The sequence below is a fragment of the Pseudomonas sp. JL23 genome, from assembly GCF_056933585.1.
This window is the reverse complement of the sequence record NZ_CM167795.1, coordinates 5007299-5034076: the sequence shown is the minus strand read 5'-3', so window position 1 is coordinate 5034076 and position 26778 is coordinate 5007299. Positions and strand designations below refer to the sequence as shown.

The 26778-nt window shown below is 61.1% G+C and carries 21 protein-coding genes; 9 read left to right on the top strand and 12 right to left on the bottom strand.

The window, feature by feature from the left end; all coding sequences use genetic code 11:
• The first annotated feature begins 6 nt into the window (after positions 1-6).
• The 4 genes from AC1Z24_RS23240 to AC1Z24_RS23225 all read left to right on the top strand — a co-directional run bounded on the left by AC1Z24_RS23240 (position 7) and on the right by AC1Z24_RS23225 (position 2768).
• Positions 7-765 (top strand): class I SAM-dependent methyltransferase, encoded by a 759-nt coding sequence (locus tag AC1Z24_RS23240; protein WP_483742888.1) that lies wholly within the window; start codon positions 7-9, stop codon positions 763-765.
• A 132-nt stretch (positions 766-897) separates the two neighbouring features.
• Complete coding sequence (gene rnhA / locus AC1Z24_RS23235) at positions 898-1350, top strand: ribonuclease HI (protein WP_483742887.1); 453 nt, start codon at positions 898-900, stop codon at positions 1348-1350.
• Between the two features lie 84 nt (positions 1351-1434).
• Positions 1435-2208 (top strand): DNA polymerase III subunit epsilon, encoded by a 774-nt coding sequence (gene dnaQ / locus AC1Z24_RS23230; RefSeq protein WP_483742886.1) that lies wholly within the window; start codon positions 1435-1437, stop codon positions 2206-2208.
• A gap of 14 nt (positions 2209-2222) precedes the next feature.
• Positions 2223-2768 (top strand): GNAT family N-acetyltransferase, encoded by a 546-nt coding sequence (locus AC1Z24_RS23225; protein ID WP_483742885.1) that lies wholly within the window; start codon positions 2223-2225, stop codon positions 2766-2768.
• 99 nt (positions 2769-2867) lie between these two features.
• Here AC1Z24_RS23225 and AC1Z24_RS23220 read toward each other — a convergent pair whose 3' ends face one another.
• Entirely contained in the window at positions 2868-3092 is a 225-nt protein-coding gene (locus AC1Z24_RS23220) for a hypothetical protein (protein ID WP_483742884.1), read from the bottom strand.
• A 262-nt stretch (positions 3093-3354) separates the two neighbouring features.
• On the opposite strand from AC1Z24_RS23220, the gene AC1Z24_RS23215 reads away from it, so the two are divergent.
• Together AC1Z24_RS23215 and AC1Z24_RS23210 are read left to right on the top strand one after the other, a co-directional pair.
• Entirely contained in the window at positions 3355-3912 is a 558-nt protein-coding gene (locus AC1Z24_RS23215) for an NADPH-dependent FMN reductase (protein ID WP_483742883.1), read from the top strand.
• A 126-nt stretch (positions 3913-4038) separates the two neighbouring features.
• Positions 4039-9333, top strand: a complete 5295-nt coding sequence (locus tag AC1Z24_RS23210; RefSeq protein WP_483742882.1) for a dermonecrotic toxin domain-containing protein — start codon at positions 4039-4041, stop codon at positions 9331-9333.
• A 6-nt stretch (positions 9334-9339) separates the two neighbouring features.
• On the opposite strand, the gene AC1Z24_RS23205 is transcribed toward AC1Z24_RS23210, so the two are convergent.
• The 3 genes from AC1Z24_RS23205 to egtB all read right to left on the bottom strand — a co-directional run bounded on the left by AC1Z24_RS23205 (position 9340) and on the right by egtB (position 13073).
• Complete coding sequence (locus tag AC1Z24_RS23205; RefSeq protein WP_483742881.1) at positions 9340-10491, bottom strand: acyl-CoA dehydrogenase family protein; 1152 nt, start codon at positions 10489-10491, stop codon at positions 9340-9342.
• Positions 10492-10494: 3 nt separating this feature from the next.
• A complete protein-coding gene (locus tag AC1Z24_RS23200; RefSeq protein ID WP_483742880.1) occupies positions 10495-11592 on the bottom strand; it encodes an enoyl-CoA hydratase/isomerase family protein in 1098 nt (365 codons plus the stop codon).
• Between the two features lie 230 nt (positions 11593-11822).
• Complete coding sequence (gene egtB, locus AC1Z24_RS23195; RefSeq protein ID WP_483742879.1) at positions 11823-13073, bottom strand: ergothioneine biosynthesis protein EgtB; 1251 nt, start codon at positions 13071-13073, stop codon at positions 11823-11825.
• A gap of 246 nt (positions 13074-13319) precedes the next feature.
• Between egtB and AC1Z24_RS23190 the strand changes: the two genes are divergently transcribed.
• From AC1Z24_RS23190 to AC1Z24_RS23180, 3 genes are all read left to right on the top strand, one after another.
• The gene (locus AC1Z24_RS23190; RefSeq protein ID WP_483742878.1) at positions 13320-14486 is read left to right on the top strand and encodes an XdhC family protein; all 1167 of its coding nucleotides are present in this window, start codon (positions 13320-13322) and stop codon (positions 14484-14486) included.
• Positions 14487-14721: 235 nt separating this feature from the next.
• Positions 14722-16401 carry an MFS transporter gene (locus tag AC1Z24_RS23185; protein WP_483742877.1) on the top strand — a complete coding sequence of 560 codons (1680 nt, stop codon included), beginning with the start codon at positions 14722-14724 and terminating at the stop codon, positions 16399-16401.
• Positions 16398-17564, top strand: a complete 1167-nt coding sequence (locus AC1Z24_RS23180) for an HlyD family secretion protein (RefSeq protein ID WP_483742876.1) — start codon at positions 16398-16400, stop codon at positions 17562-17564. Before AC1Z24_RS23185 ends, AC1Z24_RS23180 begins: the two co-directional genes overlap by 4 nt.
• A 182-nt stretch (positions 17565-17746) precedes the next feature.
• On the opposite strand, the gene AC1Z24_RS23175 is transcribed toward AC1Z24_RS23180, so the two are convergent.
• The 8 genes from AC1Z24_RS23175 to AC1Z24_RS23140 all read right to left on the bottom strand — a co-directional run bounded on the left by AC1Z24_RS23175 (position 17747) and on the right by AC1Z24_RS23140 (position 26675).
• On the bottom strand, positions 17747-19363 hold the full coding sequence (locus tag AC1Z24_RS23175; RefSeq protein ID WP_483742875.1) for an inorganic phosphate transporter: 1617 nt from the start codon (positions 19361-19363) through the stop codon (positions 17747-17749).
• Positions 19364-19471: 108 nt separating this feature from the next.
• Positions 19472-20488, bottom strand: coding sequence for a transporter (locus tag AC1Z24_RS23170; protein ID WP_483742874.1), 1017 nt, complete (start codon positions 20486-20488; stop codon positions 19472-19474).
• Between the two features lie 122 nt (positions 20489-20610).
• The gene (locus AC1Z24_RS23165; protein ID WP_483742873.1) at positions 20611-21432 is read right to left on the bottom strand and encodes an aldo/keto reductase; all 822 of its coding nucleotides are present in this window, start codon (positions 21430-21432) and stop codon (positions 20611-20613) included.
• Positions 21433-21591: 159 nt separating this feature from the next.
• Positions 21592-23028 carry an efflux transporter outer membrane subunit gene (locus tag AC1Z24_RS23160; protein WP_483742872.1) on the bottom strand — a complete coding sequence of 479 codons (1437 nt, stop codon included), beginning with the start codon at positions 23026-23028 and terminating at the stop codon, positions 21592-21594.
• Positions 23025-23936, bottom strand: a complete 912-nt coding sequence (locus AC1Z24_RS23155; protein WP_483742871.1) for an efflux RND transporter periplasmic adaptor subunit — start codon at positions 23934-23936, stop codon at positions 23025-23027. Before AC1Z24_RS23155 ends, AC1Z24_RS23160 begins: the two co-directional genes overlap by 4 nt.
• Complete coding sequence (locus tag AC1Z24_RS23150; RefSeq protein ID WP_259102282.1) at positions 23933-24142, bottom strand: DUF1656 domain-containing protein; 210 nt, start codon at positions 24140-24142, stop codon at positions 23933-23935. The genes AC1Z24_RS23155 and AC1Z24_RS23150 overlap by 4 nt, the downstream gene beginning before the upstream one ends.
• On the bottom strand, positions 24139-26226 hold the full coding sequence (locus AC1Z24_RS23145; RefSeq protein ID WP_483742870.1) for an FUSC family protein: 2088 nt from the start codon (positions 26224-26226) through the stop codon (positions 24139-24141). Before AC1Z24_RS23145 ends, AC1Z24_RS23150 begins: the two co-directional genes overlap by 4 nt.
• Positions 26223-26675, bottom strand: coding sequence for a MarR family winged helix-turn-helix transcriptional regulator (locus tag AC1Z24_RS23140; protein WP_483742869.1), 453 nt, complete (start codon positions 26673-26675; stop codon positions 26223-26225). The genes AC1Z24_RS23145 and AC1Z24_RS23140 overlap by 4 nt, the downstream gene beginning before the upstream one ends.
• Positions 26676-26778 lie beyond the last annotated feature (103 nt).

Sequence of the window (26778 nt, the reverse complement as noted above, 5' to 3'; positions counted from 1 at the left end):
TCACACATGACCGATAAAGCGTTCGCCCAAGCCGATCCTGAATGGCTGGCGTTGATCAGCTCGGCCCGCGAGTGGCTTTCCGGGCCTTTGGGGCGGCTGTTGCTGGAGGAAGAGCGCCAGGTTCTGGAAGAGGAGCTGGGGCGTTACTTCGGTGGTTATCTGGTGCATTACGGCCCTTCGGCGCAAAACCCGCCCGTCGCCCACCAGGTGCAACGCAACGTACGCCTGGGTGCGCCTTTGCCCGGCGTCGAGATCGTCTGTGAGGAACAGGCCTGGCCCCTGAGCGAGCACGCCGCCGATGTGGTGGTGCTGCAACATGGCCTGGATTTCTGCCTGTCGCCCCACGGTCTGCTGCGCGAAGCTGCCAGCAGCGTGCGTCCGGGCGGGCATCTGCTGATCGTCGGAATCAATCCCTGGAGCACCTGGGGCCTGCGCCGTGTCTTTGCCAGAGACGCCTTGCGCAAAGCGCGCTGCATTTCACCTTCGCGGGTCGGTGACTGGCTCAACCTGCTGGGCTTCGCGCTGGAGAAACGCCGCTTCGGGTGCTATCGTCCGCCGCTTGCCTCGGCTGCCTGGCAGTCGCGTCTGGCGGGGCTTGAGCGTCTGGGCGACGGTTGGCAGAGTCCCGGTGGCGGCTTCTATCTATTGGTCGCGCGCAAATTGGTGGTCGGCCTTCGACCCTTGCGCCAGGCGCGTCGCGAGCCCATGGGCAAGCTGATCCCGCTGCCGATGGCCAAGGTCAATCGCAGTGGACCGGATTCCTGATCCACCTTCAATTGAATTGGAATAAAGCTTTGTAGGAGCTGCCGAAGGCTGCGATCGGATTTTCTGATACGCCGCTTTCGCAGCCTCCGGCAGCTCCTACCGAGGGGTTGGCATTCTTACGGAAAGAAATAAATGAACGACAGTGTTGAGCTCTTCACCGATGGCGCCTGTAAGGGCAATCCCGGCCCCGGCGGCTGGGGCGCCTTGCTGATCTGCAAGGGCGTGGAAAAGGAGTTGTGGGGCGGCGAAGCCAACACCACTAACAATCGCATGGAACTGCTCGGCGCCATTCGCGGCCTGGAAGAACTCAAGCGGCCCTGCGATGTGTTGTTGGTGACTGACTCGCAATACGTGATGAAGGGCATCACCGAGTGGATGACCAACTGGAAGAAGCGCGGCTGGAAGACTGCCGCCAAAGAGCCGGTCAAGAATGCCGATCTGTGGAAGCTGCTCGACGAGCAGGTCAGCCGCCACAACGTCAAATGGCAGTGGGTACGCGGGCACATCGGCCATGCGGGCAACGAGCGTGCCGATCAGTTGGCCAACCGTGGCGTCGACGAAGTGCGCAGCGCCCGCTTGGGATAATGCCGGTGACCGCAGGGTGCGATGCAGGCTCATGGCCGTTTGCACCGTGCTAAGATCGCCGCCTGTAGATGAGGCAGCAAGGCAATGGCAGTGGAAAACACAGATAACAGATCGATCGTCCTCGATACCGAAACCACCGGTATGCCGGTTACCGACGGCCACCGCATCATCGAGATCGGTTGCGTCGAGTTGATCGGCCGCCGCCTGACCGGGCGGCATTTTCATGTGTACCTGCAACCTGACCGCGAGAGCGACGAAGGGGCGATCGGGGTGCACGGCATCACCAACGAGTTCCTGGTGGGCAAGCCGCGTTTCGCCGAAGTGGCCGATGAGTTCTTCGAGTTCATCAAGGGCGCGCAGCTGATTATCCATAACGCACCGTTCGACGTTGGCTTCATCAACAACGAATTCGCCCTTCTGGGTCAGCAGGACCGTGTCGATATCACCCAGTACTGCACGGTGCTCGACACCCTGCAAATGGCCCGTGAGCGTCACCCCGGCCAGCGCAACAGCCTCGATGCCCTGTGCAAGCGCTACGGCGTTGACAACTCCGGCCGGGAACTGCACGGCGCCTTGCTCGACTCGGAGATTCTCGCCGACGTCTACCTGACCATGACTGGCGGCCAGACCAGCCTGTCCCTGGCGGGTAATTCATCCGATGGTCATGGTTCGGGCGACGGTTCCGGCAGCCAGGCCAGCGAAATTCGTCGCCTGCCCGCCAGTCGTACCCCCGCGCGGATCATTCGCGCCAGCGACGAAGAGCTGGCCGCCCACGAAGCGCGCCTGGCAATCATTGCCAAGTCGGCGGGTGCCCCGGCGTTATGGGTGCAATTGCTTGAGGCCCAGGCCAGCGCCTGACGGCAGGTAATCCGATGGCAGAGCCCGGCCTGAGCATTCGCGTCGCAAACGAATGCTTCGAGGATTACATCCTCAATAGCGAATTCACCTTCACCGTCAAAGGTTACGCGCAGGTTCGTCCGGGCGAGCCTGTCGATAGCTGGCCGGTCGAAGCCGTTGAGCCCTATTGCAAGAATTACGGCATCGACTCCCAGGAGTTCTGTGATCACCGCGACGCGGCCGACAGCACCATTCTGGTGGCCTGGCTGGGCGAGCGGGCGGTGGGACATATCGTGCTCAGCACCCACTGGAATGGTTTTGCTCACGTCGATGAGCTGGCGGTGGATGTTTCGGCGCGCCGTCATGGCGTGGCCCGTTCACTGCTGGACGTGGCGCAGTTCTGGAGTCGCAGGCGCGAATTGGCAGGGGTCATGCTGGAAACCCAGAACAACAACCTGGCGGCCTGTCGTTTATACGAGCGCTGTGGTTTTGTCGTGGGCGGGGTCGATCACCTGCGATATCGCGGCATCAACCCGCAGAGCCGCGAGGCGGCGGTGTTCTGGTATCTGTTATTTGATTGATGTGGCGAATGCTCTGTAGGAGCGGCTTCAGCCGCGAGGGCGCTCTCCCGGCTAAAGCCGGTCCTACAGGGGAATGCGCATAGTCCTGGGAGTTGGTGCTCAGGGCGTACGCGTCATCTTCACGCCGGACTGCAATAGTTCGAAATCGTCGCCACCCAGATGCGTCACACGGTCGCCGATGGCCAGGCGATAGGTCGAAACAGGTTGCCCGGTGTCGGCTTGCGAACCCGCCCCGGCGGGCGATGATTCCTGGAACTCATGCACCGAGTAGACCCGTCCCTCCGCGTCCCTTGCATGAAATTTTCCAACCAGAACTGCAACCATTTGCTTTGTAACCTCTGAAAATAACCGCTTGTTTACCACGCCAGCCTGCCATCGATGTGGGCTGACTCTGTGCCAGCCAAGACTTGTAACATCTTTGCAGGCGCTCTGTAGACCGATGTTTTTGCGTGGAGTTTTCCCGCAGCGAAAAAATACCGGGCCCATGGCCGTGAATGGGTGCTTGCGCAATAAAGCCGTGGCAGGACGGCAGGATCATCTATAACTAGAGTTCCGATTTTTCCTGAACTGATAACGGATGTATGCCATGAGCCAGATCTATTCAATTGCAGTAGTTGTCGGCAGTCTCAGAAAGGATTCGATCAACCGCAAGATCGCCCAGGCCCTGGCTGACCTGGCTCCTCCCAGCCTGAAGCTGTATATCGTCGAAATTGGCGAACTGGCGCTGTACAACGAAGACATCGATACCGCTACCCATACGCCGCCCACCTATGCGGCATTTCGCCTGCAACTCAATGCCGCCGATGGCGTGCTGTTCGTGACTCCGGAATACAACCGTTCGGTGCCCGGCGTGCTGAAAAACGCCATCGATGTAGGGTCGCGCCCGTACGGGCAGAGTGCCTGGTCCGGCAAACCCGGTGCGGTACTCAGTGCTTCGCCGGGCGCCATCGGCGGTTTTGGTGCCAACCACCATTTGCGCCAGTCCCTGGTCTTCCTCAACGTGCCCTGCATGCAGCAGCCGGAAGCCTACCTGGGCAATGCCGGGACTTTCTTCGATGAGTCTGGCACGTTGTCCGAGAAAACCCGGCCATTCCTGCAGACGTTCATCGACGCCTACGCGGCCTGGGTGGCCAGACACGTCTGAGCGAAATAAGCAGCGGCGAGTATCTATCTACCGCTTTCTCTGGGACGTGCCTCATTAAGCTCTTTTTCATTCTCGACCCCGTGCGCCTTGCTCGCACGGGGTTTCAGCGTGAAAAGGACAGGCTTGATGACTTCTACACTCTCCGATCATTTTCAGATCGAACTGCTGCGACGACGATTTATCCAGAACGTTGACGATGCGTTTCGCGATGGCGGTATTTCTGCCGACGAGCGCCGCTGGCTGGCGCAATTGGGAGCGCTGGGCGACGACAACGATGTACCGTTAAACCCGCCGCGGGTAGACCGCCTGTTGCTTGAGGACGGTACGCTGTCAGGCTCGGAAATGACCGGCGCGCTGTTACTCAGCAGCCGGAACTCCGCAATCAGAACGGTTTATCTCGATACCCTGCTATATGGGCTGATGCGTTTTGATACTCGAGAGGCTTTGCTTGTCGCGGTCAAGCGGCTCTTTTCCGAGGAGGCCAGCGGTAACGGGACCTTCGAATACCAGTTGCTCGAAGGCGACCCCTTCGAGCAACGCATGTATCTGCTGGTCGATCAACAGATGCAGTATCTGCGTCTGCTCAATCAGGTCCTGCAGCGCCTGCCCTCCCTGCGCGAGGCTTTGGCCGACACCCTGATCGACAATCTGCGTGCTGCCTTGCCCGATACCACGATCGATGTAAAAGGCCTGGCAACCCAGATTGTTCGAGACGAGCCGCAGGCGGCCGAGGGCATCCCCCTGAACTCCGTGCTTCGCTTGCAGACCCTGGAACAGGCTCTGGTCGGTGACTTCATGGGCGATGTTCCGGGGGCGGGGAAGAAGCGCCAATGGCTTGGCAGTACGGGGAAATTGCTCAACGAAGAGGTTGCGGCAATCTGCCAACAGGCGTTGACCCGTACCTGTACGCAATTCAAATCAGCGTATGCGGCCCTGCTCCATGGCTTTTGGGATGAGCCCGACGAAAAGGGCACGACACAGCGCGAAATACTGGCGCAGGCGGTAGCAGAAACCTTCCATCAGGAGCTGCTGGGCCGCTCCGAGGACGGCACCTTTGGTGCGAATGAGTTTCGTCAGCTGGCGAGCCTGCTGCAGCCGATGGCCGTGCGGCAGGGCCTGGAACATCGGGCTCAGACCCATCGATTGGCAATCAGGCTGGGTGAGCAGCAACCGATCCCGCTGGCCGGGTTGTTTACCGTAGAGTTTGATAACTTGCCCGGCCTGCTGCTGTACTCGACTATCAATGGTCTGCAGCGCTTCCAGGATAGAGCGGCTCTGGCCGAGTATTACGCCAGTACGAATGGTCGTGAGGAGTTATTGCATTACCTGAGCGCCGGCGATCAGCTTCTGCTGACGGCTGCTGCCTCGTTCTCACTGAGCTCTGCGGCGGTCAAGGATGCACTGTTTATCGAGATCAGCGACTCGATCGTTGCCTTGCAGTTGGATAACCTTGAGTTCGTTCTCGATCAGCCACGCAAGGATTTTGGCGCCCTTGCCGCGATGGTCGATGACGCTCTGGATATCCGTCATCTGGTGGATCGCCGCTTGTTGCGCTTTGAGGGCGGCGGGCGTTGGCTTGGCCAGCTTCAGGCCTTTACCCGACGCTGGCCGGAGGCGGTGCCTGTGCCTGAGCCGCGCCCCCAGGTTCAGGTTGTGCGCGATGTGCTGACGGCCAGGGACCCGGCTCTGATGTCCTGGGGTGATCAGGTTGTTGCGCTGGAGTCCTTGACCCTCCAACGGATACAGAATTGTCCTGACCCCCGCCGTCATGCCTGTGCAGCGCTCGATGAGTACCTGGTGACCATGGGCACGGCGGCGCCTGACGCACAGAGCATCGTCGTGCAATGGGCAGGCAATGGCGACAAGACTGACGCAGCGCGTTCCGCTATTACGAACATTGACCTGCCCGACCTGCTGCTGGACCGGGTCATGGGCCTGCGCGCCGTAAATCTGCCCGCTGGCAGCCGGATAGTGCGTCGCAGCAGTGATGGCAGCGCTCTTATGCCCGAGCCTCTCCTGACCCCCGGCCTGATCGATCACCTGACGGCACGTGTTGCCGACGGCTTCGTTATCGAACACCTGGCGCTGGTGCGGCGCTATCTGGGGCGTTCCCTGCGCTTGCCTGCGCGGCGACTGGAGCCCGAGGCAATGGGCACGCAGATACTTCATGAGCTGTTGTACCTGGACAGTCTGCTGCTCAGGCGCAGTGGTTTCATGACCGAGTACATTCTCAACGCCATCACTCAGGTCCTCACGCGTCCTGTGGCGAACCTGCGTGAAGTCTTCGGTGAGGAACGGGTTGAGGTGTGCTCCGTCTCAGTGATTATCGACGGTCGGCAAGCACCACTGCCCATGACGAATGTGTTTTTCCTGCGCCATCCCGCACACGGTGAACGGCTCAAGCTGTTTTGGTCGGTCATTTCCGGCCTGGATCTTTTCCGCACGCAGCAAGCTCTGGAAGAAAAACTCGATGAGCGCTTGAGTACCGGGGATTTTCAGGACAGGTACTTGTCACTGTTCAGCGATTCAGATCAGTTGGTGTTGCGCGAGCATCTGCGTACGCCGGATCGCTCACCTCTGAAAGTCAGCCTTTCGTCGGTCGAGGGACACTTTATCCGGGAGTTGCAGCATAACGAACAGGCCCGACACATCGCCGGCATTTCCCTGGCACTGGATCGATCCATGGCCAGCCGGCTTCCAGCCGCGCTGTTCAATCGCTTTGTCGAGATCGCCCAGACCGATGACAAACTGTCCCTGGCCGTTGACTTGTTGTCATCGGAAATTCAGAACCTGAGCTACACCGTGCATATCCTCGACTGGTTGAAAACCGCCTCCGTCGACGATCTGGTGAGCTACGTTCAAATGCTTGAACGCTACTACCTGAGTAATACCCCCAGTGAGGACTTTCTGTCCGGCATTGAGGGGCTCAAGAAATTTTCCGCTCAGGCGCTGCAAAAGCAGATCAAGCTGGATTTCCCCGATTACGTCCTGGATTCCGACGCCGTTACGGTGAAAATGACTCGTTATGTGGGCACTCCCGTTGCCGTTGGCGATACGCCCTCTGGTATCGCGGCAGTGACCCAGGTTTATCAGGAAAGCCTGACCCTGTTTGCCCTCAATCACTTTGCCGAACTGCAGAATGCGCTGCTGACCCTTGAGTTTGTGCCCGATACACCTGTCCCGTCGGGGCTGACACCTCAGTATGTCAATGCTCTGGTAAGCAAGCTGGATGTAGGGCATCACTACCGCGTCATGCTGGAAAGCAAGCTGGATGTGCGCGATCCGGAGTACGTCCAGCGCCGCGAGCGCTTCATTGCCCAGATACCGTCGCGCATGCTGATCATTGCGCTCGAACTGAAAATGCGCAACCTGCTAAGCGCCAAGGCGTACGCTTATATCGAAGGCTTGCTCGATATGCCCGACGGGCTTGCCCGCCAGCAGGTGCTGGGACAGGACATCACTTTGCGCCCCCTGCAATTGCTGCCGCGTGCGGGCATGCCGGTGGACGCTGTCGAGGGCGCGTACCTGATCGGCCCGAAAGACCGGACCCAGGGGCCGGTGATCCTGCATGCGTTGTTCAATCATTCCTACAGTTTCAAGGAGTTTCGCGATGAGGCGCACTTGCTGACCGAACTGCGTACGTCGCCGTCCTTGCAGGCGCTGGTGCTGGGGCGTCTTGATCCCAAGCGAATCTCGCGCTACAGCAACGGTGGTTTCCTTGAAGCACATGTGCCATGGATTGTCGGGGCCTCGTTCGACGATCCCATACCGCAGCGAGAGACGGTGACCCTGGGGGACGCCCCGGTGATGGGTAACGCGCTGCAGTTTCTGTTTGTTGAAACCCTGAGTGTGCTCAAGTCCATGAGTCGTAAGCAGACGGTGACCACGGCCCAGGCCGATTGGGATGCGTTTGTTTACCTGATGGGCCTGGGGGTTGACCAGATTCTCATGTTCACGCCAGGCAGGCTGGGCATGCTGATCAACCTGCTGCAGAGCCAAAACTTGTTCAAGGCTTCGTTCGAGGCCGCTTATGACCAGCAATGGGGCAAGGCCCTGTCGGAGTTGTCTGCTGCGATAGGTGGCATCATTTCATTTCGCAGCGGCAAGGAAGATCTCAAGAGTGACAGACAGGAGCCAACCGCAACTGAAACTGTTTTGACCGGCCTGCCGAAATTTTCCTGGAGAAACTCACAGCTGACCCCGGCAATGAAAAGCCGTCTGCGGCTGTTCGAGGTGCATGACGTGGCCTTGAACACCCTGGAAAAAGATCCCTTGCTCAATATCTACCGGGACCCGGCAACGAAACGCCAGTACGCCGCAGTGGCAGGGCAGGTCTATCGTGTGCAATTTGCCAGCGACCATTGGCATATCATTGATGACACCCAGAGAGGCCCGCGAATAAAGCTGAACGACCAACAGCATTGGGAGCTGAATCTGCGGCTGGGCCTGTACGGCGGCGGCGGTACCGTCAGCCGGTTACGTGCTGCCAGCCTGACTCCGTCCATGGTCGAGCAGATATTCATTCCTGAGTTTTACGGCATGCGGGAGATCCGTTCGGCCGCGCGTTATAAGGCGCGAATGATCATCGAGGCATATCACCAGGCGGTGAATTATCTGGAGACCTGTCTGACCAACCTCAATCCGCTGACTCAGCTGGATGCGCAAGTCAGTCAGATACTGAGCGAGTTTTTCGGCGTGACGACCGTCGATAGCCAACTGCTCACTGAGGTCAAGAGCAAAGTGACGACGCTATTCAGGGAGTTCAGCGACCCGAGCCTGAGGCCTTACACATCAGAGCGATTCATCATCGGGCAAAACCGACCTGGTCAGGAGGGCACCACGGCTTTTATCTCCAAGAGCGATCCGCAACGGCGTATCTACCTCACAGAAGAGTATTTCTCCATTCCGGGGCGTGACCTTAACCGGCAACTATTTACGATCTCGGGCTTCAATACTGGCACGCATTTTCGCGCCACCATATTGCTGCATGAGTTGTCCCATATGGCGCTCGATACCCATGACCTGGCCTATGTGCGGGCTGCGGCACCTTTCCCTGACCTGCTGGATGAGGCGGATGCGTTCAAAACCATGATCAAGCGGGAACTGGTGCGGTTACGGACTCAGGGCTTCTCCCATCTGTCAACACCGGCCGACCTGTTCGTCACGTTGGAGGGGCACCAGTGGCGTGACTTTGTCGATGCTGACGGCGCCGAGTTTTCGACGATCCTGGATGTCACCAACACGTTCGCATTGCCCCAGGCACGTGCGGTGTTTCTTAGTGATGCCGCGAAGCGACGGGAGTTGATGCTGAAAAATGCCGACTCTGTCGCTTTGCTGATCACGCTATTGGGGCGCCAACGCTATACCACCCCGGCGCCCACGCCAGCTGCCGTCGTTCCGTCTCCTGGACCTACGCCGTGAACCGATTCACGCCAGGTAATGGCGCAGCTCACGGGCAATCAGCAGGCGCTGGATTTCACTGGAGCCTTCGTAGATCTGGGTGATCCGGGCGTCGCGGTAATAGCGCTCCACCGGGTAGTCCTCCAGATAGCCGTAGCCGCCATGGATCTGGATTGCCTTGGAACAGACCCATTCGGCCATCTCCGAGGCGAACAGCTTGGCCTGGGAGGCTTCCGACAGGCATGGCTTGCCGGCGCTGCGCAGGCGCGCCGCGTGCAGTACCAGCAGGCGCGTGGCGTTGATGCGGGTGTGCATGTCGGCAAGCATGTTCGACACGCTTTGGTGCTCAATGATCGGCTTATCGAACTGCACCCGATCGCGGGCATACAGCAACGCGGCTTCGAACGCTGCCCGGGCGATTCCCAATGCCTGGGCGGCAATGCCGATGCGCCCGCCTTCCAGATTGGACAAGGCAATCGCCAGACCCTTGCCGCGTTCGCCCAGCAGGTTGGCGGCTGGGATATGGCAGTCATTGAGGGTGACAGCGCAGGTGTCCGAGGCGCGGATGCCCATCTTGTGTTCGCTGCGATCAACGCTGAAGCCGGGAGTGTCGGTGGGCACCAGAAATGCCGACAGGCCTTTCTTGCCCAGCTCCGGATCGGTCACGGCAAAGACAATGGCCAGTTGCGCCCGCTTGCCGTTGCTGACGAACTGCTTGGCGCCATTGAGGATCCACTGGCCGTCACGCAGCTCGGCACGGGTGCGCAGGTTGTGGGCTTCTGATCCGGCCTGGGGCTCGGTCAGGCAGAAACAGCCAATGGCAGCACCGCTGGCCAGGCGCGGTAGCCACTCCTGCTGTTGCTCGGGGCTGCCGTACTTGAGCAACGGGCCGCAGCCTACCGAACTGTGCACACTCATCAAGGTGCCGGTAGCGGCGTCGCCTGCCGAAATTTCTTCTACGGCCAGGGCATAGGCCACGTAATCGATATAGGTGCCGCCCCATTGTTCCGGGACGATCATGCCGAGCAGGCCCAGCTCGCCCATTTTGCTGATCATCGCATCGTCGATCCAGCCAGCCTTTTCCCAGCGCTGGGCATGGGGGGCGATTTCGTTGCGGGCGAATTCGCGAGCCATGTCGCGGATCATGATCTGTTCTTCGCTCAATTCCAGGTCTTGCATGGTTCAGTTCTCCTGGCCACTGAAGAAACTCGCCACATGCTCGGCGTTCAGCTCCTGCACGCGGGGTGGGTTCCAGTGTGGCTTCTTGTCTTTATCGATAATGAGGGCACGCACGCCTTCGAGCAGATCGCCGCGGGCAAACCACTGACGGTCCAGATGCAATTCGAGGGCAAAGCAGTCTTCCAGCGACAGATGACGGCCGCGACGAAGCAGCTCAAGCGTCACCGCCATGGCCAGGGGCGAGCGGCTTTCCAGCAGTCCGGCGGTGGCCAGGGCCCATTCATGAGTGTCGGCGACGGTGACCGCGCGCAATTGTTCGATGATGCTCGCCAGGTCCGGCAGAGCGAAGAAGTGATCGATGACCGGGCGCAGTTGCTCAAGTGGGGGATTGGGCAGGCGTTGAGTGGCGATTTTTGCCAGCACACCCTGCAGGTCCTTGAGCGGATTTTTCTTCCAGGCCAGGTGATCGAGCATGTGGTCCAGGCGTGGCAGCATGTCGCTGTTCAGGCACCAGTCGGCCAGGCCGCAGTACAGCGCGTCGGCGGCACGAATCTGTACCCCGCTGACCCCGAGATAAATGCCCAGCTCGCCCGGCACCCGTGGCAGGAAATGACTGCCGCCGACATCCGGGAAATAACCGATGGCAACTTCCGGCATGCCCAGGCGGCTGCGTTCGGTAACCACCCGCAGATCGGCCCCCTGCACCAGCCCCATGCCACCACCGAGGACAAAACCGTCCATCAGCGCCAGCACCGGCTTGCGGTAGTGGTGGATCGCCAGATCCAGGGCGTATTCCTCTTCGAAAAAGTCCAGATGCAGGCGCTGGCCGCTCTTGTAACTGTCGTACAGTGCGCGGATATCACCGCCGGCGCAAAAGGCCTTGTCCCCGGCGCCACGCAGGACCACGGCATACACACCATCGTCCTCGGCCCAGCGTTCAAGCTGCCGGTGCAGCGTGCGCACCATGTCCAGATCGATGGCGTTCAGCCCGGCCGGGCGGTTCAGGGTCAAGTGCCCGATGTGGTTGCGCACCTCGAGCAGAATGCTGTCGTTGACGGATTGCCGGTCCGCGGCATGGGCAGGTAAAACCTGTGAACTCATTACTAGCTCCCTGCAATTTTTATTGTTTTGCGTGTGCCAGACACACTAGCAGTGCACCTGCAAAAGACAATTGGCAAATGTGACAGGCAGAGTGGGCATTTTTGCGATAGGGCGCAGCAAGTCCGGTGACTGCATAGCTTGCGTCGACCTTTGTAGGAGCTGCCGAAGGCTGCGAATGGGATCTGCCTGATATACCGCTTTTGCAGCCTTCGACAGCTCCTACGGGGGGATCACTCCATGTCGGGCTTTTTCGAGTTCAATCCTTCCGGCAACCGCGCGTCCCGCGCCAGCCGTAACCCCGAGCACACCCAGCGCTTTTCAGTCGGGAAGAAATTGCGGTAGGTCGCCCGGCAATGCCCCGGCGAGGTGTTGCTGGCGCCGCCGCGCAGGACGATCTGGTTGATCATGAACTTGCCATTGTATTCGCCCACCGCACTGGCTGCCGGTCGAAAACCCGGGTAGGCGTTAAAGGCCGTTTGCGTCCATTGCCAGGCCACGTCATCGACCTGCTCCAGCAATCCGGCTACGGCGGCAGCTTCCCATTCGGCCTCGGTGGGCAGGCGGGCATCGGCCCACTGGGCGAAGGCGGCGGCTTCGTAATAGCTGATGTGGGTGACGGGGGCATCGGGGTCAATGGCCTCCATGCCGCGCAGGGTCATGCACTGCCAGCCCTGCTGCTCATCGTGCTGCCAGTACATCGGCGCGTCCCAACCATTGTCCTGAATCAGGCTCCAGCCTTCGGACAACCACAGGCCGGCCTGGCGATAGCCGCCGTCGCGCATGAACGCCAGCCATTCGCCATTGGTTACCAGACGGTCACTGATCTCGAAGGGTTGCAGGTAGATTGTGTGGCGCGGGCCTTCATGGTCGAACGCGAAATCCGGCCCGGCATGGCCGATTTGGGTCAGGCCGCCCTTGAGCGGTTTGAATTGACCGCGACGCCCCGGCAAATCCCGTGGCCATTGCGTGTCGTAAGCCGGGCGCAGGGGCGACAGGCTGAACAGATGGAGGATGTCCATCAACAGCAGTTCCTGATGCTGCTCTTCATGGGCCAGGCCCAGTTCGATCAGGCTGCGCAGCTCCTCTGATTGGGGAGACTGCAGCAGCGCGGCCATATGCTCGTCGACATGCTTGCGATAGGCCAGTACCCGATCCACGCCGGGACGGGTCATTAGCCCGCGCTGGGGGCGTGGATGGCGCGGGCCGAGGGCTTCGTAGTAGGAATTAAACAGGTAGGCGAAGTTCGCATCGAAAATCGGGTAATCGGCACACGCGTCCTTGAGCAGGAAGGTTTCGAAAAACCAGGTGGTATGGGCCATGTGCCATTTGGCCGGGCTGGCATCGGGCATCGACTGCACGACCATATCCTCGGCATCCAGCGGTGCGATCAACTGTTCGCTACGGCTGCGCATGCTGCGGTAGCGTTGCAGCAGAGTCTGGGGCTCAGCGGTTTCGTAGCATTCGCTTGCAGGGCTGCTCATCAGGGCGTTCTCCGGTCTTAACGGTGCTCAGCTGTTTTATAGGGCAAATGGGTATGATGTTCGCTGTTCGATGAATGTTCCATGTCGTACGACAGATAATGAATTTAATTCACCACCTGCCGTCACAATGGCATCGGTCTTGAATCAAGGCCTTCTGGTCATTCAATTCATGCAACGCCGATTCAATTGTCGTGCCTGCGGGTCTGCGACTATGGGGATGGGTTTATCAGGTTCAGGGGACATCCGATGAACGATCAATCGCAGCTGCTCGCTGCACTGGACGCTGCGCAGGCGCAAGGACAGGACGCAGTCATCGCCACGGTGATCAAGGTCGAAGGCTCGGCCTATCGCCGCCCAGGCGCGCGCATGATCATTCCACAGTTGGGCGGCGCCACAGGCACGGTCAGCGGCGGTTGCCTGGAAAGTGACGTCAGCAAAAAGGCCTGGTGGCTGACCGAGAGCGGCAAGCCGGTTATCCGCACCTATAGCACCGGCGAAGACGATGACGACCTGGAAGAGGCGGAACTGAGTTTCGGCCTGGGCTGCAACGGTACGGTGCATATTCTGTTCGAACGGGTCATGGCGGGGCAGTCGTCGCTGCCGGTGCAGATGCTGCGGCAGGTGCAGACCAGTCAGCAGCCTGCTGCGTTGGCGACCGTGATCGATACACAGAACCCGCGTTTTACCGCTATAGGCGAGCGCCTGGCCCTGGCTCCGGTCGATGGTCTGTTGAGCGAGATGCGCGATCAGGGCCTGGCCGCCAGCATTGCCGAAGACTTGCAGGCGGTGCTGACCCTGGGGCGTTCGGCGAGTTGTCTGTATGAAGGCCTCGGCGGAACCGTCGAAGTGCTGTTGGAGTTCATTCCGGCGCCACGGCGTCTGGTGATTTTCGGCGCAGGCCATGATGCTGTGCCATTGCTGGGCATGGCACGTCTGCAGGGCTGGCATACCATCGTTATCGACGCGCGGCCGCAGTACGCGCGTGCCGAGCGCTTCCCCGAGGCGGATCAGGTCTTGGCCATGACGCTCAATCAGCCTCTGCCTGACGTGCTCGACGGCGCCGCAGTGGTGATCATGACTCACAGTTATAGCCAGGACCGCCACTGGCTGGAAGCCGCGCTGAACGCGCAACCGGTGTATATCGGCCAGCTCGGTCCGCGCAGCCGCACCGAACGTTTGCTGGATGAAATGGACCACGGCTTGCGTGAAAAGCCTGCGTTCGCTGGACTGCATTATCCGGTCGGCCTGGACTTGGGGGGCGATACCCCTGAGAGCGTCGCCTTGTCGGTTCTGGCGGAGATCAATGCAGTAGCAAATCGCCGTAATGGCGGCATGCTCAAGCATCGCGTTGCCAGTATTCATGGGGTAGAACCGGCCAAGACGGCTGGCTCGGCGTTGCGCATGATTGGCTAGGGATGTCGCTGAATCAAGGTGGACCGGCTTCAGCGGGAAGGCTGAATCACAGGCAACACATAGGTATTGATTCTGCTGGCCTCTTCCCGGCTAAAGCCGGTCCCACATTGTCCTGTGCTTGCAGCCTGGACCGAACCATCTGATCACGCCTCGCTCCAACGGTCCGTGTCGTCTCAAATGGCTATATGCTATTTGCTACGAATATCCCGGCACCGCATCCTTCAGGCTCAGGTCAATGACTGACAAGTACGCCCCGCACCATTGGGCACCCCATGAGCGGCCGACCTTGCCGGGTTCGCCGTCCACGCCGTTGCACCCCACGGCCAAGCGCCTGGCCTTTGCCGTCGTGGGTTTGATCGTGGCCCTGACCGGCGGCTTGGGCAATGCTCTGGTTGTGGCTAACCTGCCGTACCTGCAAGGGCCATTGGGGGTGACGTCGGCGGAAATCGCCTGGCTGCCTGCTGCCTACGTGATGACCAACGTGTCGATGAACCTGCTGCTGGTGAAATTTCGCCAGCAGTTCGGCCTGCGTGCCTTTACCGAAGTGTTTCTGGTGCTCTATGCCCTGGTGACCCTGGCCCATTTGTTCGTCAATGACATCGCCTCGGCCATCGCTGTGCGAGCGGCTCACGGCATGGTGGGGGCGGCCCTCAGTTCTTTGGGCCTGTATTACATGATCCAGGCCTTCGCGCAAAAGTGGCGAATCAAGGCGTTGGTGTTGGGGTTGGGCACCTCACAGCTGGCGATTCCCCTGGCCCGGCTGTTCTCCGAGAACCTGCTGGAAATCGCCGAATGGCGCGGTCTGTACCTGTTCGAACTGGGCATGGCGTTGCTGGCCCTGGGCTGCGTGCTGCTGCTCAAGCTGCCACCGGGCGACCGTTTCAAGGCCTTCGAGAAACTCGATTTTCTCACCTTTGGCCTGCTGGCTGGCGGCTTTGCCGCGCTCTGTGCGGTGTTGTCCCTGGGGCGTATTGTCTGGTGGCTAGAGGCGCCATGGATCGGCATCACGTCGGTGTGCGCCATTGTCCTGATCATCAGTGGCCTGGCCATCGAACATAACCGCGCCCGGCCTCTGTTGATCACGCGCTGGCTGGGCAGTGGACGAATCCTGCGCCTGGCCCTGGGGGTGACACTGTTTCGGGTTGTGCTGTCGGAGCCGGCAACCGGGGCCATCGGTTTCTTGCAGACACTGAATATGGGCGCCGAACAATTGCGAACCCTGTATCTGGTCATGCTGCTGGGCAGTGTCGCAGGGCTTGCGACCAGCGTCCTGACGATCAACCCCCAGCACCTGTTCAAGCCGCTGATCATCTCCCTGGCCCTGATCGCCACAGGCTCCTGGATGGACAGCGGCTCGACCAGCCTGACCCGGCAATCGAACATGTATTTCAGCCAGTTCCTGCTGGCCTTTGGCGGCACCTTCTTTCTTGGCCCGACCATGGTTCTCGGGATCAGCGGGGTGATCAGTAACTCACGCAACCTGATCAGCTTTTCCGTGCTGTTCGGGATTACCCAGAGCGTCGGCGGGCTGATCGGTTCGGCGGCGTTCGGCACCTTTCAGGTGGTGCGGGAAAAATTTCATTCCAGCCTGCTGGTCGAGCATGTGACCTTGCTTGACCCTCAGGTGGTGGCTCGTTTGCAAAGTGCCGGGGGCGCTTACGCGAGCTTCTTTGCCGACCCGGCCCTGCGTACCAGCCAGGGCATGCGCAGCCTTGCGGCTCTGGCGACTCGCGAAGCCAACGTTCTGGCCTATAACGATATGTTCATGCTTATTGCTCTGATCGCCGTGCTGACCATGGTCTGGACCTCGGCCCGGGCGCTCTGGCTGAAAATGAGCACAAAACCCATAGAACCGGCGCCCCCAGTGCCGGTAAGTTCGCCCCCAGTTCAACCCGATGGCGCCCACTCTTCATGACTGAAACGACTCCGCCAGCAGCACCTGCACCCACGCCGCCACCCGCTGTACCGCCACCGCCGGTAACCGCAGCGCCGACCAGCGAGCCGCGGTCAGTGCGCACCCGCGTCATCTCATCGATGATCTTCGCCAGCGTCGCCCTGGCCGGTGTGCTGATCGTGCTGTACGCCTGGCAGCTGCCGCCGTTCAGCAGCCCCATCGAAACCACGGACAACGCCCTGGTGCGCGGTCAGACGACGATCATTGGCCCGCAACTCAGCGGCTACGTTTACGAAGTGCCGGTCAAGGACTTCCAGTTCGTCAAGACCGGCGACCTGCTGGTACGACTGGATGACCGCATCTATCGCCAGCATCTGGATCAGGCCCTGGCCCAACTGGGGGTGCAGAAGGCCGCCCTGGCCAATAACCTGCAGCAACGCCGCAGTGCCGAGGCGACCATCGCCCAGCGCCAGGCGGCCCTGGAAAGCAGTGTTGCGCAAAGTCGCAAGGCTGCCGCCGATCTACGTCGCAGCCAGGCGCTGGTTACCGATGGCTCCGTTTCCAAAAGTGAACTGGATGTCGCCCGCGCCGCCGATGCCCAGGCGACTGCCGCCGTGGCCGAGGCCAAGGCAACGCTGGAAATTTCCCGGCAGGACCTGCAGACCGTGATCGTCAACCGCGCGTCCCTGGAAGCCTCGGTGGCCAATGCCGAGGCGGCCATCGAACTGGCGCGCATCGATTTGACCAACACGCGCATTCTCGCTCCACGGGATGGCCAACTCGGCCAGATCGGCGTGCGCCTGGGGGCCTACGTCAACTCCGGGGCGCAACTCATGGCCCTGGTGCCCAAGCATCTCTGGCTGATTGCCAATATGAAAGAAACCCAGATGGCCAACGTGCGCCTCGGCCAGCCGGTGAGTTTCACGGTGGATGCGCTGAATCATCAGAAGATGCACGGCCGCGTACAGCGCATTTCCCCGGCTGCCGGTTCCGAGTTCAGCCTGCTGCCAGCCGACAACGCCACCGGCAACTTCGTCAAGATCGCCCAGCGCATCCCGGTACGCATCATCGTCGACGCCGACCAGCCCCAGGCCGATCGCCTGCGGCCGGGGATGTCGGTGGTGGTGAGTATCGATACCAGTGCCGATGGCGGCGAGGTGCCGCAGGATCCATTGGATCAATAGCCTCTTGCTCTGTGGGACCGGCTTTAGCCGGGAAAGGGCCGGTACAGCCGCTACATTTATTTAATCAATGAGCACGCCTTCCCGGCTGAAGCCGGTCCCACGGGACCTATGCAGGCCCAAGGTTCTCAGAAAGCAAAAAGCCCACGCATTGGCGTGGGCTTTTTGTGTAGCTGGCAGAGTTCTTAGAACAACTTGGTAAACACCCAGTACAACGAACCCGACAGCAGGATCGCCGCTGGCAGGGTCAGGACCCAGGCCATGGCCAGATTGCGCAGGGTCCGCAGTTGCAAACCGGAGCCGTTGGCGACCATGGAACCGGCGACACCCGATGACAGCACATGGGTGGTGGAGACCGGCAGGCCGTACATGTCCGCAGCGCCGATGGTGACCATCGCCACCACCTCCGCCGAAGCACCCTGGGCGTAGGTCATGTGGGTCTTGCCGATCTTCTCGCCGACGGTCACCACGATGCGCTTCCAGCCGACCATGGTGCCCAGACCCAGGGCGATGGCCACCGCGATCTTGACCCACAGCGGGATAAAGCGCGTGGCGTTATCGATCTGGTCCTTGAACAGCTTGAGCTTGCCCTGAGTGTCGGCGTCGAAGCTGACCGCTTTGTTCTTGTCCATCAGGCGGATGGTTTCGGACGTCAGGTACATGTCGTTACGTACGTTGGAAACTGCTTCGGCCGGTACTTTGTCGAGAGAGCCATAGCCTTTCACATCGTTGCCGATCTTGCCGACCATCACTGCCAGTGCTGGTGTCAGCTCGGGAGTGGCTTGCTTGCTGACCAGATAGTCCGACAACACCTTGCGCGAGTCGGCGGGAGCAGGCTGGGACACGCTCTTGACCAGAGCCTGTTGGGTCACTTCGGCCACGGCCGAGAAGCGCAGTGCCTCATCGGCGGGCATGGTGCGGTTCAGGGCGTAAGCCATCGGCAGGGTGCCGACCAGAATCAGCATGATCAGGCCCATGCCTTTCTGGCCATCGTTGGAGCCGTGGGCGAAGGACACGCCGGTGCAGGTCAGGATCAGCAGGCCGCGAATCCACCATGGCGGCGGTGCGTCACCTTCCGGGGCCTTGTACAGGGCGCGATTCTTGATGAACAGGCGCATGGCCAGCAGCAACAACGCGGCAGCGCCGAAACCGACCAGAGGTGAAATCAGCAGCGAGTAGCCGATCTTGCTGGCCTGGGTCCAGTCCACACCGCTGGTGCCGTCACGACCGTGCATCAGGGCGTTGGCGACGCCGACACCGATGATCGAACCGATCAGGGTATGGGAAGACGAGGCAGGCAGGCCCAGCCACCAGGTGCCGAGGTTCCAGAGGATGGCGGCGATAAGCAGCGCGAAGATCATGGCGAAACCGGCAGAAGAGCCGACTTGCAGAATCAGCTCGACCGGCAGCAGGGCGATGATGCCGAAGGCCACCGCACCGCTGGAAAACAACACACCGAGGAAGTTGAACAGACCCGACCAGGCCACCGCGAAGCTGGGCGGCAGGGAGTGGGTGTAGATCACTGTGGCGACGGCGTTGGCGGTGTCATGGAAACCGTTGACGAATTCGAAGCCCAGGGCGATCAGCAACGCCACGCCCAACAGCAGGAACGGTGTCCAGGTGGTGACGACCGTATGCAGATCGTCCATGTCCTGCTTGAGGCTGAAAGCGGTATACAGCAGGCCCAGGGCGAGCACGGCGAAGAACATCACCATGGTCATGACACCCGGCTTGCCGCCGAACTTGTGACTGGCCCCGGCGCTTTTTCCCAGCGCGTCGGCCGTCATTGTGTTGGTCGCCATCATGCAAATCCTGTTTTGAAAGGGTATTGAGTATGATCATTTCAAAATGTTACAGATGTGCGACATGGATCAACGCCGTGTCGGAAATAAGGTTCCAACAAACCACAATCAATCCGAACGCTTGCGAAACGCCCAGCGGGCGGTGATCAGGGTGAAGCTGGCAACCACCGCCACCAGCACCCAGAAGCCGTTCGGATCAGTGGCCAATGGTACGCCGCCGACGTTCATGCCAAAGAAACCGGCGACGATATTGATCGGCAGGGCCAGTACCGTGACCACGGTCAGGGTGTACAAGGTGCGGCTGCTCTGCTCGTTGAGGTTGGCGGCGATTTCTTCCTGCAACAGCTTGATCCGCTCGCCCAGGGCCGTGAGGTCATTGATCACCAGAGAGGATTCCTCGGTGGACTGACGCAGTTCCTGCACGTCTTCCTCCAGCAGCCACACCGGCGGCTTGTGCAGCAGACGCATCAGCGAGCCGGGCTCCAGGGCCAGCAGGCGTTGCAGGCGCACCAGCACCCGACGCATGGCGCCCAGTTCCGAGCGATTGGCGCTCAAGCGCTGGGACAACAACTGGTCTTCGATCTTGTCCACGCTGATGCTGGTCTTGCGCAGGAACTGGGTCAGCACTTCGCCCTGATCGCGCAACAGGTGTACGAGCAGCTCCAGGGGCGAGCGGAACTGTTCACCGCGCTTGACCGACGAACGCAGTTTGTCCACCGAGCGCAAGGGTTGCAGACGCGCGGTGATCAGCAAATGGCCGAGGGTGCAGACCCACAGCGTCGAAATATCGGTGGACACCATGTTGAAGTCAAAGACCACGTCGTTGACCACCGCCAGCAGGGCTGAGTCGACGTGTTCGATGCGGGTCGAGCGCGAGCCTTCGTGCAGCGCTTCGAAGAACTCTTCGGGCAGATCCAGATTGGACTTCATCCAGCGTTCGCAACCGGCATGGGCCAGGTTAAGGTGCAGCCAGATGAATTCCTCGGGATCTTCCGGTTCGCGCAGGCAACCCAGGGCGGTCGCCGAGCCGATTTCCCGACCGCTTTCGCCGGGGCGAAAGCGGAAACCGTAAAGCAGGCCGAAGAGATCGGAATCCTTTTGATTCTGGACGATGCTTTGGTTCATGGTTGCTCGCTGGACGGGAGGCTGCCAATCCTTGGCAATCTGAAATGTGTCCGGAGCATGACAAGCTGTTATTTCAGTTTTGTGTCAGTTTGTTGCTTCTTGTTACTGCATTGCGGCTGCGTTCAGACCATAGACAGGCGCTGCTTGCGCATGGGTGCTGGCCAGGCGCGATCGAGGTCGCGCAGGTCTTCGTCCGTCAGTTGCAAATCGACTGCTGCCGCATTGAGGCGCAGATGCAACGGATCCACCGCTTTGGGAATCGCCACGACGCCTGGATTGCGCAATACCCAGGCGAGGCTGATTTGCGCGGCGCTGGCGTTGTGCCGGGCGGCGACCTTGAGCAATTCGGGGTGATGCAGCAGATTGCCCGCCTGGCCGATCGGGCAGTAAGCCATCAATGGCATGCGCTGAGTCTGCATCCACGGCAACAGGTCGAACTCGATACCCCGGGCTTCGGGGTTGTACAGCACCTGATTGGTGGCGCAGGCCGGTTCGCCCAGCTCGAACATATCGGCGACGTCGAAATTGGACACGCCCCAGCGACCGATCTTGCCGCTGGCGCGCAGGCGTTCGAAGGCTTCGACGGTCTCTTCCAGGGGATGCTGGCCGGGCCAGTGCAGCAGATAGAGGTCGATGTAGTCGGTCTTCATGCGGCGCAGGCTGCGTTCGCAGGCAGCGGCGACGCCCTGGCGGCTGGCATTGTGCGGGTAGACCTTGCTGACCACGAAGACTTTGTCGCGCTGTCCGGCAATGGCCTTGCCGACCACTTCCTCGGCACCGCCTTCACCATACATCTCGGCGGTGTCGATCAGGGTCATGCCCAGTTCGATGCCCTGGCACAACGCCGAAATCTCGGCCGAGCCTTGCGCCGGATTCTCACCCATATGCCAGGTGCCTTGGCCGATCACCGGTACATTCTTGCCTGCCAGTTCGAGAGTGCGCATGGGGGCTCCGTCTTTTAAAAGGGGGTCAAAACCCATAGGACAGGGTAGGAGCGAATTTATTCGCGAAGAGGCCGGTAGTATCGACACATTTGCATCGTTCTCACCATTGTCTTCGCGGATAAATCCGCTCCCACCGGTCCTCGCTGCATGCCGACAAGGCTATTTCTTCGGCGCGGCGGGCGTTGCCTCCCAACCCCCACCCAATGCGAGGAACAGGTTGATCTGCCCCATGGCCACTTGAGTATTGGCGGCGGCGAGCTGGGCGCGTACATCGGTGTAGGTACGGGTCGCCTGCAAGTCGGCGAGGAAGGAAGCGCGACCGGCCTGATAGAAACGGTGAGTCTGGTCGGCGGCCTGTTGCGCGGAGGCCTCGGCATCGGCCAGGGCGTCGCGGCGTTCCAGCAGGGCGGTGTACTCGGCAAGGCTCGTCTGGGTTTCACGCACGGCGTTGAGCACCACCCCGTCGAAATGCGCCAGGGCGGCCTGGGTCGAGGCTTCGGCTTCATGGATGCGAGCGCGGGAGCCATTGCTGGGGATAGTCCAGCTGATCAGCGGGCCAAAGCCCCAGCGGTTGGTCGAAGGCTTGCCCAGATCGTCGAGGATACCCACGGTGGCCACGGTGGCGCCGATACTGACGCTCGGATACAGCTCGCCGGTAGCGACGCCGATGCCTGCGGTATACATCGCCAGACGTCGCTCGGCCTGGCGCACATCCGGACGGCGGGCCAACAGCGAGGCGCCGTCGCCCACCGGCATGACTTGGGCGATATGGGGCAGCTCATTACAGTCGCCGACGTCTTTTGGCAGTTGCTCCAGAGGTTTGGCCAGCAGCATCGACAGGCGATACAGCCCGGTCTGCCGCGCGGCCTGGTAGCGCGGCAGTTCGGCGCGCAGGGACTTGAATTGGGTCTGGGAGCGGGTGACCTGAGTCTCGTCGCCGCGCCCGGCATCGCGCAGGCGCTGGGTCAGGTTCACGCTCTGCTGCTGCAGGTCCAGGGAGTGCAGGGCGATTTCATGTTCTTCGTTGGCCGCGCAGATCTGCGTATAGGCCCGCACCACATCGGCAACCAGGGTGATCCGCGCCGTGTCCGCGGCAGCCTGGCTCGCATCGATATTGGCCTGGCTCGCCTCGATGCCGCGCTGCAGGGTGCCGAAAAGATCGAACTGGTACGAAGTGCTGATGCCGACATCACCGATATTGGCCACCGGGACTTTCTCCGTCAACAGGAAGGCCTGCCCGGACTCCTGAAGGCGTTCTGCCGCTGCGCTGGCCTTGCCGCTCCAGCCACCGGCGGCCTCGGCCTCGGCATTCTGATAGCGGGCCCGCTGCAGGTTGGCGGCGGCGACGCGCAGGTCGGTATTGGAGGCCAGTGCCTGCTGTACCAGAGCGTCGAGGCGCGGGTCCTGATACAGGCGCCACCAGTCCTGGGGAACCGGCGCCGAGACTACATTGACCGAGGTGCCAGCCAGTTCGCCCTGCAAATCCGGGCGATTGACGGCGGCGTCCTTGGGCAGGTGGTAATCCGGGCCGACCATCTGGCAGCCCGCCAGCAGCATGCTGAAACAGAGAGCTGTCAGGGGTGTGCTGCGTTTCATTGCACGGCTCCTGGGGCGGCAGCGCCGTCTTTGTGTGCCTTGCTGTCATCGATGATCGACACCGTGGCGGTACGTCCGGCGATCATGCGGAAGTCCTTGGGCACGTCATCGAAGGCAATACGCACTGGAATGCGTTGGGCCAGGCGTACCCAGCTGAACGCCGGGTTGACGTTGGGCAGCAGGTTGCTGCCGCTGGTGCGGTCACGGTCTTCGATACCGGCGACGATGCTCACCACATGGCCGCGCAGACGGGCGTTGTCGCCGATCACGCGGATATCCACGCCCTGGCCGATATGAATGCCGTCGAGCTTGGTTTCCTCGAAGTAGCCGTCGATATGGAACGAGTTACTGTCCACCACCGCCAGCACCGGGCGGCCGGCGCTGACGAATTCGTGCTCGCGAGGTGCGCGGTCGTTGAGGTAGCCGTCTACCGGGCTCTTGATCACCGAGCGGTCCAGGTTCAGCTGTGCAGCATCCACCGCCACTTGGGATTCATTCAACGCTGACAGGGCGCGGGCTTCTTTGGACTGGCTTTCTTCCAGTTGCTCCCGGGCGACCAGGTTGCCCAGGCCACGGTTACGTTTACTCTCGCGCTGAGCCTGTTCCCAGGTTTCCTTGCGCTCGGCCACGGTGGCCTGGGCCTGGCGCAGGGCCAGACGGAAGCGGTCCTGATCGATGGTGAACAGCACCTGGCCCTTGCGTACCGGCTGGTTGTCGGTCACTTCGACTTTCTGGATCAGCCCGGACACGTCCGGGGCGATCTGGATGATATCGGCGCGGATATGTCCGTCGCGGGTCCAGGGCGCATACATGTAGTACAGCACCATGCGCCAGACGACGATGGCGGCAAAGATCACGATCAGCAGGGTCAGGACCACACGGCCCAAAGTCAGCAGCGGTTTTTTCATGTCATCAGATATCGACTGAGGGTGTCCACGGCGCCGAGCAGCAGGGCGTAGAGACAGACGTTGAACAAGGCCCGGTGCCAGACCAGGCGGTAAAAATGCGCCCGTAGCAACAGGGCGTGCAGCGGCACGAACAGCAGGTAGGCGATGCCCATCAGTGCCAGAAAGGTCGGAACGAAGACCCCGCTGATATCCAGGTCACCGATCATATGGGGGCTCCATCAATGCCATAGGGCGGTTGTTCTTCCGGCTCGCTGGCCACGTCGACGATCTCCACACCCGGCAGCAACGCCAGGCGCAGGCCGCTGAGGGCGTGCAGCAAGTGCAGGCGCGAAGGATCATCGGCCAGGGCCTGACTGCTCAGAGCGCGGCGGGCGCGGTCCATGGTCATCAGCAGACCCTTGGGCGCCACCAGGCGTTCGCGGGCTTTCAGGCAGGTCTTGAAATAGGCGCCGACCTCATGCACCACTTGGCGCAGTAACAGTTGTTGCGCCGCATGGGCCCGGGGGACGTGGGCCAGCAGGTCGAGCAGATTCAGCGCCACGCGCAGTTCGCGCAGGGCAATGCCGGTGTCCTGGGCGGTGGCGGCCAGGCGCGGCAGGTGCTGCATCAGCCGGTCGAGCATTTTCACGCCCATGCGCCGATGTTCGGCCAGGGTGGCGGGTTCGGTCAGGGCAACGATGTCCTTCCAGCTGAAGCGGGTCAGGCGTCGGGCGGCCATTTCCGTGCCGAACGGGCGCATTACCAGGGTCCAGATAAAGGCGAACAGCAAACCTGCCGGCCCGGCCAGGTTGGAATTGAGAAAGTTGAGGAAATCGGCGTCGTAGGCGCTCTGGATGCTGATGAAGGACGAGGTGTTGACGATGGTCAGCAGGGTGCCCAGGTAAAAGCGCGGTTGCACGGTCAGGGTGCCGACGCAGATGAACGGCACGGCGAAGGCCAGGACCAGCATCGGGAAGTCATGCAGGTTGGGCAGCACCACGAACAGATACAGGCTGGCGAACAGTACCGAGAGCAGCGTCCAGAAGAAAAACCGGTAGATCTGCGGCGCCGGGTCGTCCATGGCGGCGAAGAAACTGCACGCCACGGCGGCCAGGGCCACGGCGGCGCCACCGTCCTGCCAGCCCAGCAGAATCCATAGTACCGACGCGACGATGATTGCCAGCACCGAAGTCGCGACTGAATAGAGCATCAGGCCGCGGTCGAGGAACGGCGTCAGTCGCCCCAGGCGCCAGTGCCGATAGACCGCGCGCCACGGCGACGGGTCGTCGGTATTGATGGCCAATTGCAGACTGCGGCAGTCCTGCCACAGGTCGATCCATTCGCCCAGGCGATAGAGCGCGTTGGAGAGCACCAGTTGGCGACGATCATCCAATTGCGTAGCGGTGGGTTGCAGGCGTTCCAGCTCGGCGTGCAGGGCGCGCCATTGTTGATCCTGCGGGCCTTGGGCGGTGTTTTCCAGCCAAGCCCGCGTCTCGATCAGCAGCGGTGCGAGATTGGCCAGTTGTTCCGGAGTGCGCCGCTCCAGTGCCCACAGGGCGTCGTCGAGGGCGTCCATCACCGGCAGAAGGTGGATCATCCGCCCGCGCAGCTCCTTGGCATTGCGTACGGTCTGGGGCCGAGCGCCTTCATGGGCCAACTGACCGATCATGATTTCCAGACCATTGAAGGTGGTGACCATGGCCGTGCGCAGGGCGGCGATGGCCTCGGCCTGAGCCGTGCGGCTGAGAAAACGGTCGCTGTAGGCCGAAGCGTCGCTGAACCATTTGGCGGTGGCGTCGTGCAGCACCGGAGCCAGACGTCGCGGCCAGAACATGCTGCCGACCACGGCGGCGCAGACGATGCCGAGGAAAATTTCTTCGGTACGGGCTACGGCGATATCGAACACTGCAAGGGGGTTATCCACCACCGGCAGGGAAATCAGCGGCATGGTGTAGCCGGCCAGCATCAATGCATAGCTGTTGGCCGTGCGCAGGTGCAGGGACAGAAACAGCAGGGTGCCGGTCCACAGGGCAATTACTACCGCGAGCAGAAACGGGGTCTGCACGAACATCGGCACGATGAAGACCGAAGCCGCTGCCCCGGCCAGGGTGCCCAGGGCACGGTACAACGCCTTGGAGCTGGTAGGGCCGACGAAAGGGCTGGAGACGATATAGACCGTGGCCATGGCCCAGTAAGGACGGGGCATTTCCATGATCAGGGCGATATACAGCGCCAGCATGGACGCAGCGAAGGTGCGCACGCCATAGACCCAGTCCCGCGCCGGTGGCACACCATCGAAAAAGCCTTTCACTGCGCCTCCGGGTTATCCGGGTTGGTGGCATCGGCGAAAGCCTTGAACACCCGCAGTGCTGCATACAGGTCGGCCGGGGCGACGTTTTGCAGTACGTCTCGGCGCAGGCGGATCAACTCGTTCTCGATCTTCAGGCCTATGGTGCGACCACTGTCGGTCAGGCTCAGGCATTTGGCGCGACGATCGGTGGGGTCTTCGCTGCGCAGGACGATATCGGCCTTGCACAGCTGATCGAGCAGGCGCACCAGAGACGGGCTTTCCATCCCGCAGGCGTGGGCCACGGTGACCTGACGCACGCCATCACCCAGGCGCATGATCATCAACAGCGGTGCTGCACACGCTTCGGACACACCGGAAGAACCCAGCGTGGTCTGGCAAATGCGTCGCCATTGGCGAGACGCTGCGACCATGCCGCCGGTGACGTTCATTTGCAGGAGATCGAGTTGCATGGCTGGACCATTTGGCGCGAAGTGAATAGTTAGGCTTCATATTGCTAGGTGTGACATTATTAGGAAGCTAACTAAATATCCCGTAACAAATGCCTGCCGTCAA

Coding starts and splice junctions, on each gene's coding strand:
- AC1Z24_RS23240 (WP_483742888.1), top strand. CDS start 7: ATGACCGATAAAGCGTTCGCCCAAGCCGATCCTGAATGGCTGGCGTTG.
- rnhA (WP_483742887.1), top strand. CDS start 898: ATGAACGACAGTGTTGAGCTCTTCACCGATGGCGCCTGTAAGGGCAAT.
- dnaQ (WP_483742886.1), top strand. CDS start 1,435: ATGGCAGTGGAAAACACAGATAACAGATCGATCGTCCTCGATACCGAA.
- AC1Z24_RS23225 (WP_483742885.1), top strand. CDS start 2,223: ATGGCAGAGCCCGGCCTGAGCATTCGCGTCGCAAACGAATGCTTCGAG.
- AC1Z24_RS23220 (WP_483742884.1), bottom strand. CDS start 3,092: ATGGTTGCAGTTCTGGTTGGAAAATTTCATGCAAGGGACGCGGAGGGA.
- AC1Z24_RS23215 (WP_483742883.1), top strand. CDS start 3,355: ATGAGCCAGATCTATTCAATTGCAGTAGTTGTCGGCAGTCTCAGAAAG.
- AC1Z24_RS23210 (WP_483742882.1), top strand. CDS start 4,039: ATGACTTCTACACTCTCCGATCATTTTCAGATCGAACTGCTGCGACGA.
- AC1Z24_RS23205 (WP_483742881.1), bottom strand. CDS start 10,491: ATGCAAGACCTGGAATTGAGCGAAGAACAGATCATGATCCGCGACATG.
- AC1Z24_RS23200 (WP_483742880.1), bottom strand. CDS start 11,592: ATGAGTTCACAGGTTTTACCTGCCCATGCCGCGGACCGGCAATCCGTC.
- egtB (WP_483742879.1), bottom strand. CDS start 13,073: ATGAGCAGCCCTGCAAGCGAATGCTACGAAACCGCTGAGCCCCAGACT.
- AC1Z24_RS23190 (WP_483742878.1), top strand. CDS start 13,320: ATGAACGATCAATCGCAGCTGCTCGCTGCACTGGACGCTGCGCAGGCG.
- AC1Z24_RS23185 (WP_483742877.1), top strand. CDS start 14,722: ATGACTGACAAGTACGCCCCGCACCATTGGGCACCCCATGAGCGGCCG.
- AC1Z24_RS23180 (WP_483742876.1), top strand. CDS start 16,398: ATGACTGAAACGACTCCGCCAGCAGCACCTGCACCCACGCCGCCACCC.
- AC1Z24_RS23175 (WP_483742875.1), bottom strand. CDS start 19,363: ATGGCGACCAACACAATGACGGCCGACGCGCTGGGAAAAAGCGCCGGG.
- AC1Z24_RS23170 (WP_483742874.1), bottom strand. CDS start 20,488: ATGAACCAAAGCATCGTCCAGAATCAAAAGGATTCCGATCTCTTCGGC.
- AC1Z24_RS23165 (WP_483742873.1), bottom strand. CDS start 21,432: ATGCGCACTCTCGAACTGGCAGGCAAGAATGTACCGGTGATCGGCCAA.
- AC1Z24_RS23160 (WP_483742872.1), bottom strand. CDS start 23,028: ATGAAACGCAGCACACCCCTGACAGCTCTCTGTTTCAGCATGCTGCTG.
- AC1Z24_RS23155 (WP_483742871.1), bottom strand. CDS start 23,936: ATGAAAAAACCGCTGCTGACTTTGGGCCGTGTGGTCCTGACCCTGCTG.
- AC1Z24_RS23150 (WP_259102282.1), bottom strand. CDS start 24,142: ATGATCGGTGACCTGGATATCAGCGGGGTCTTCGTTCCGACCTTTCTG.
- AC1Z24_RS23140 (WP_483742869.1), bottom strand. CDS start 26,675: ATGCAACTCGATCTCCTGCAAATGAACGTCACCGGCGGCATGGTCGCA.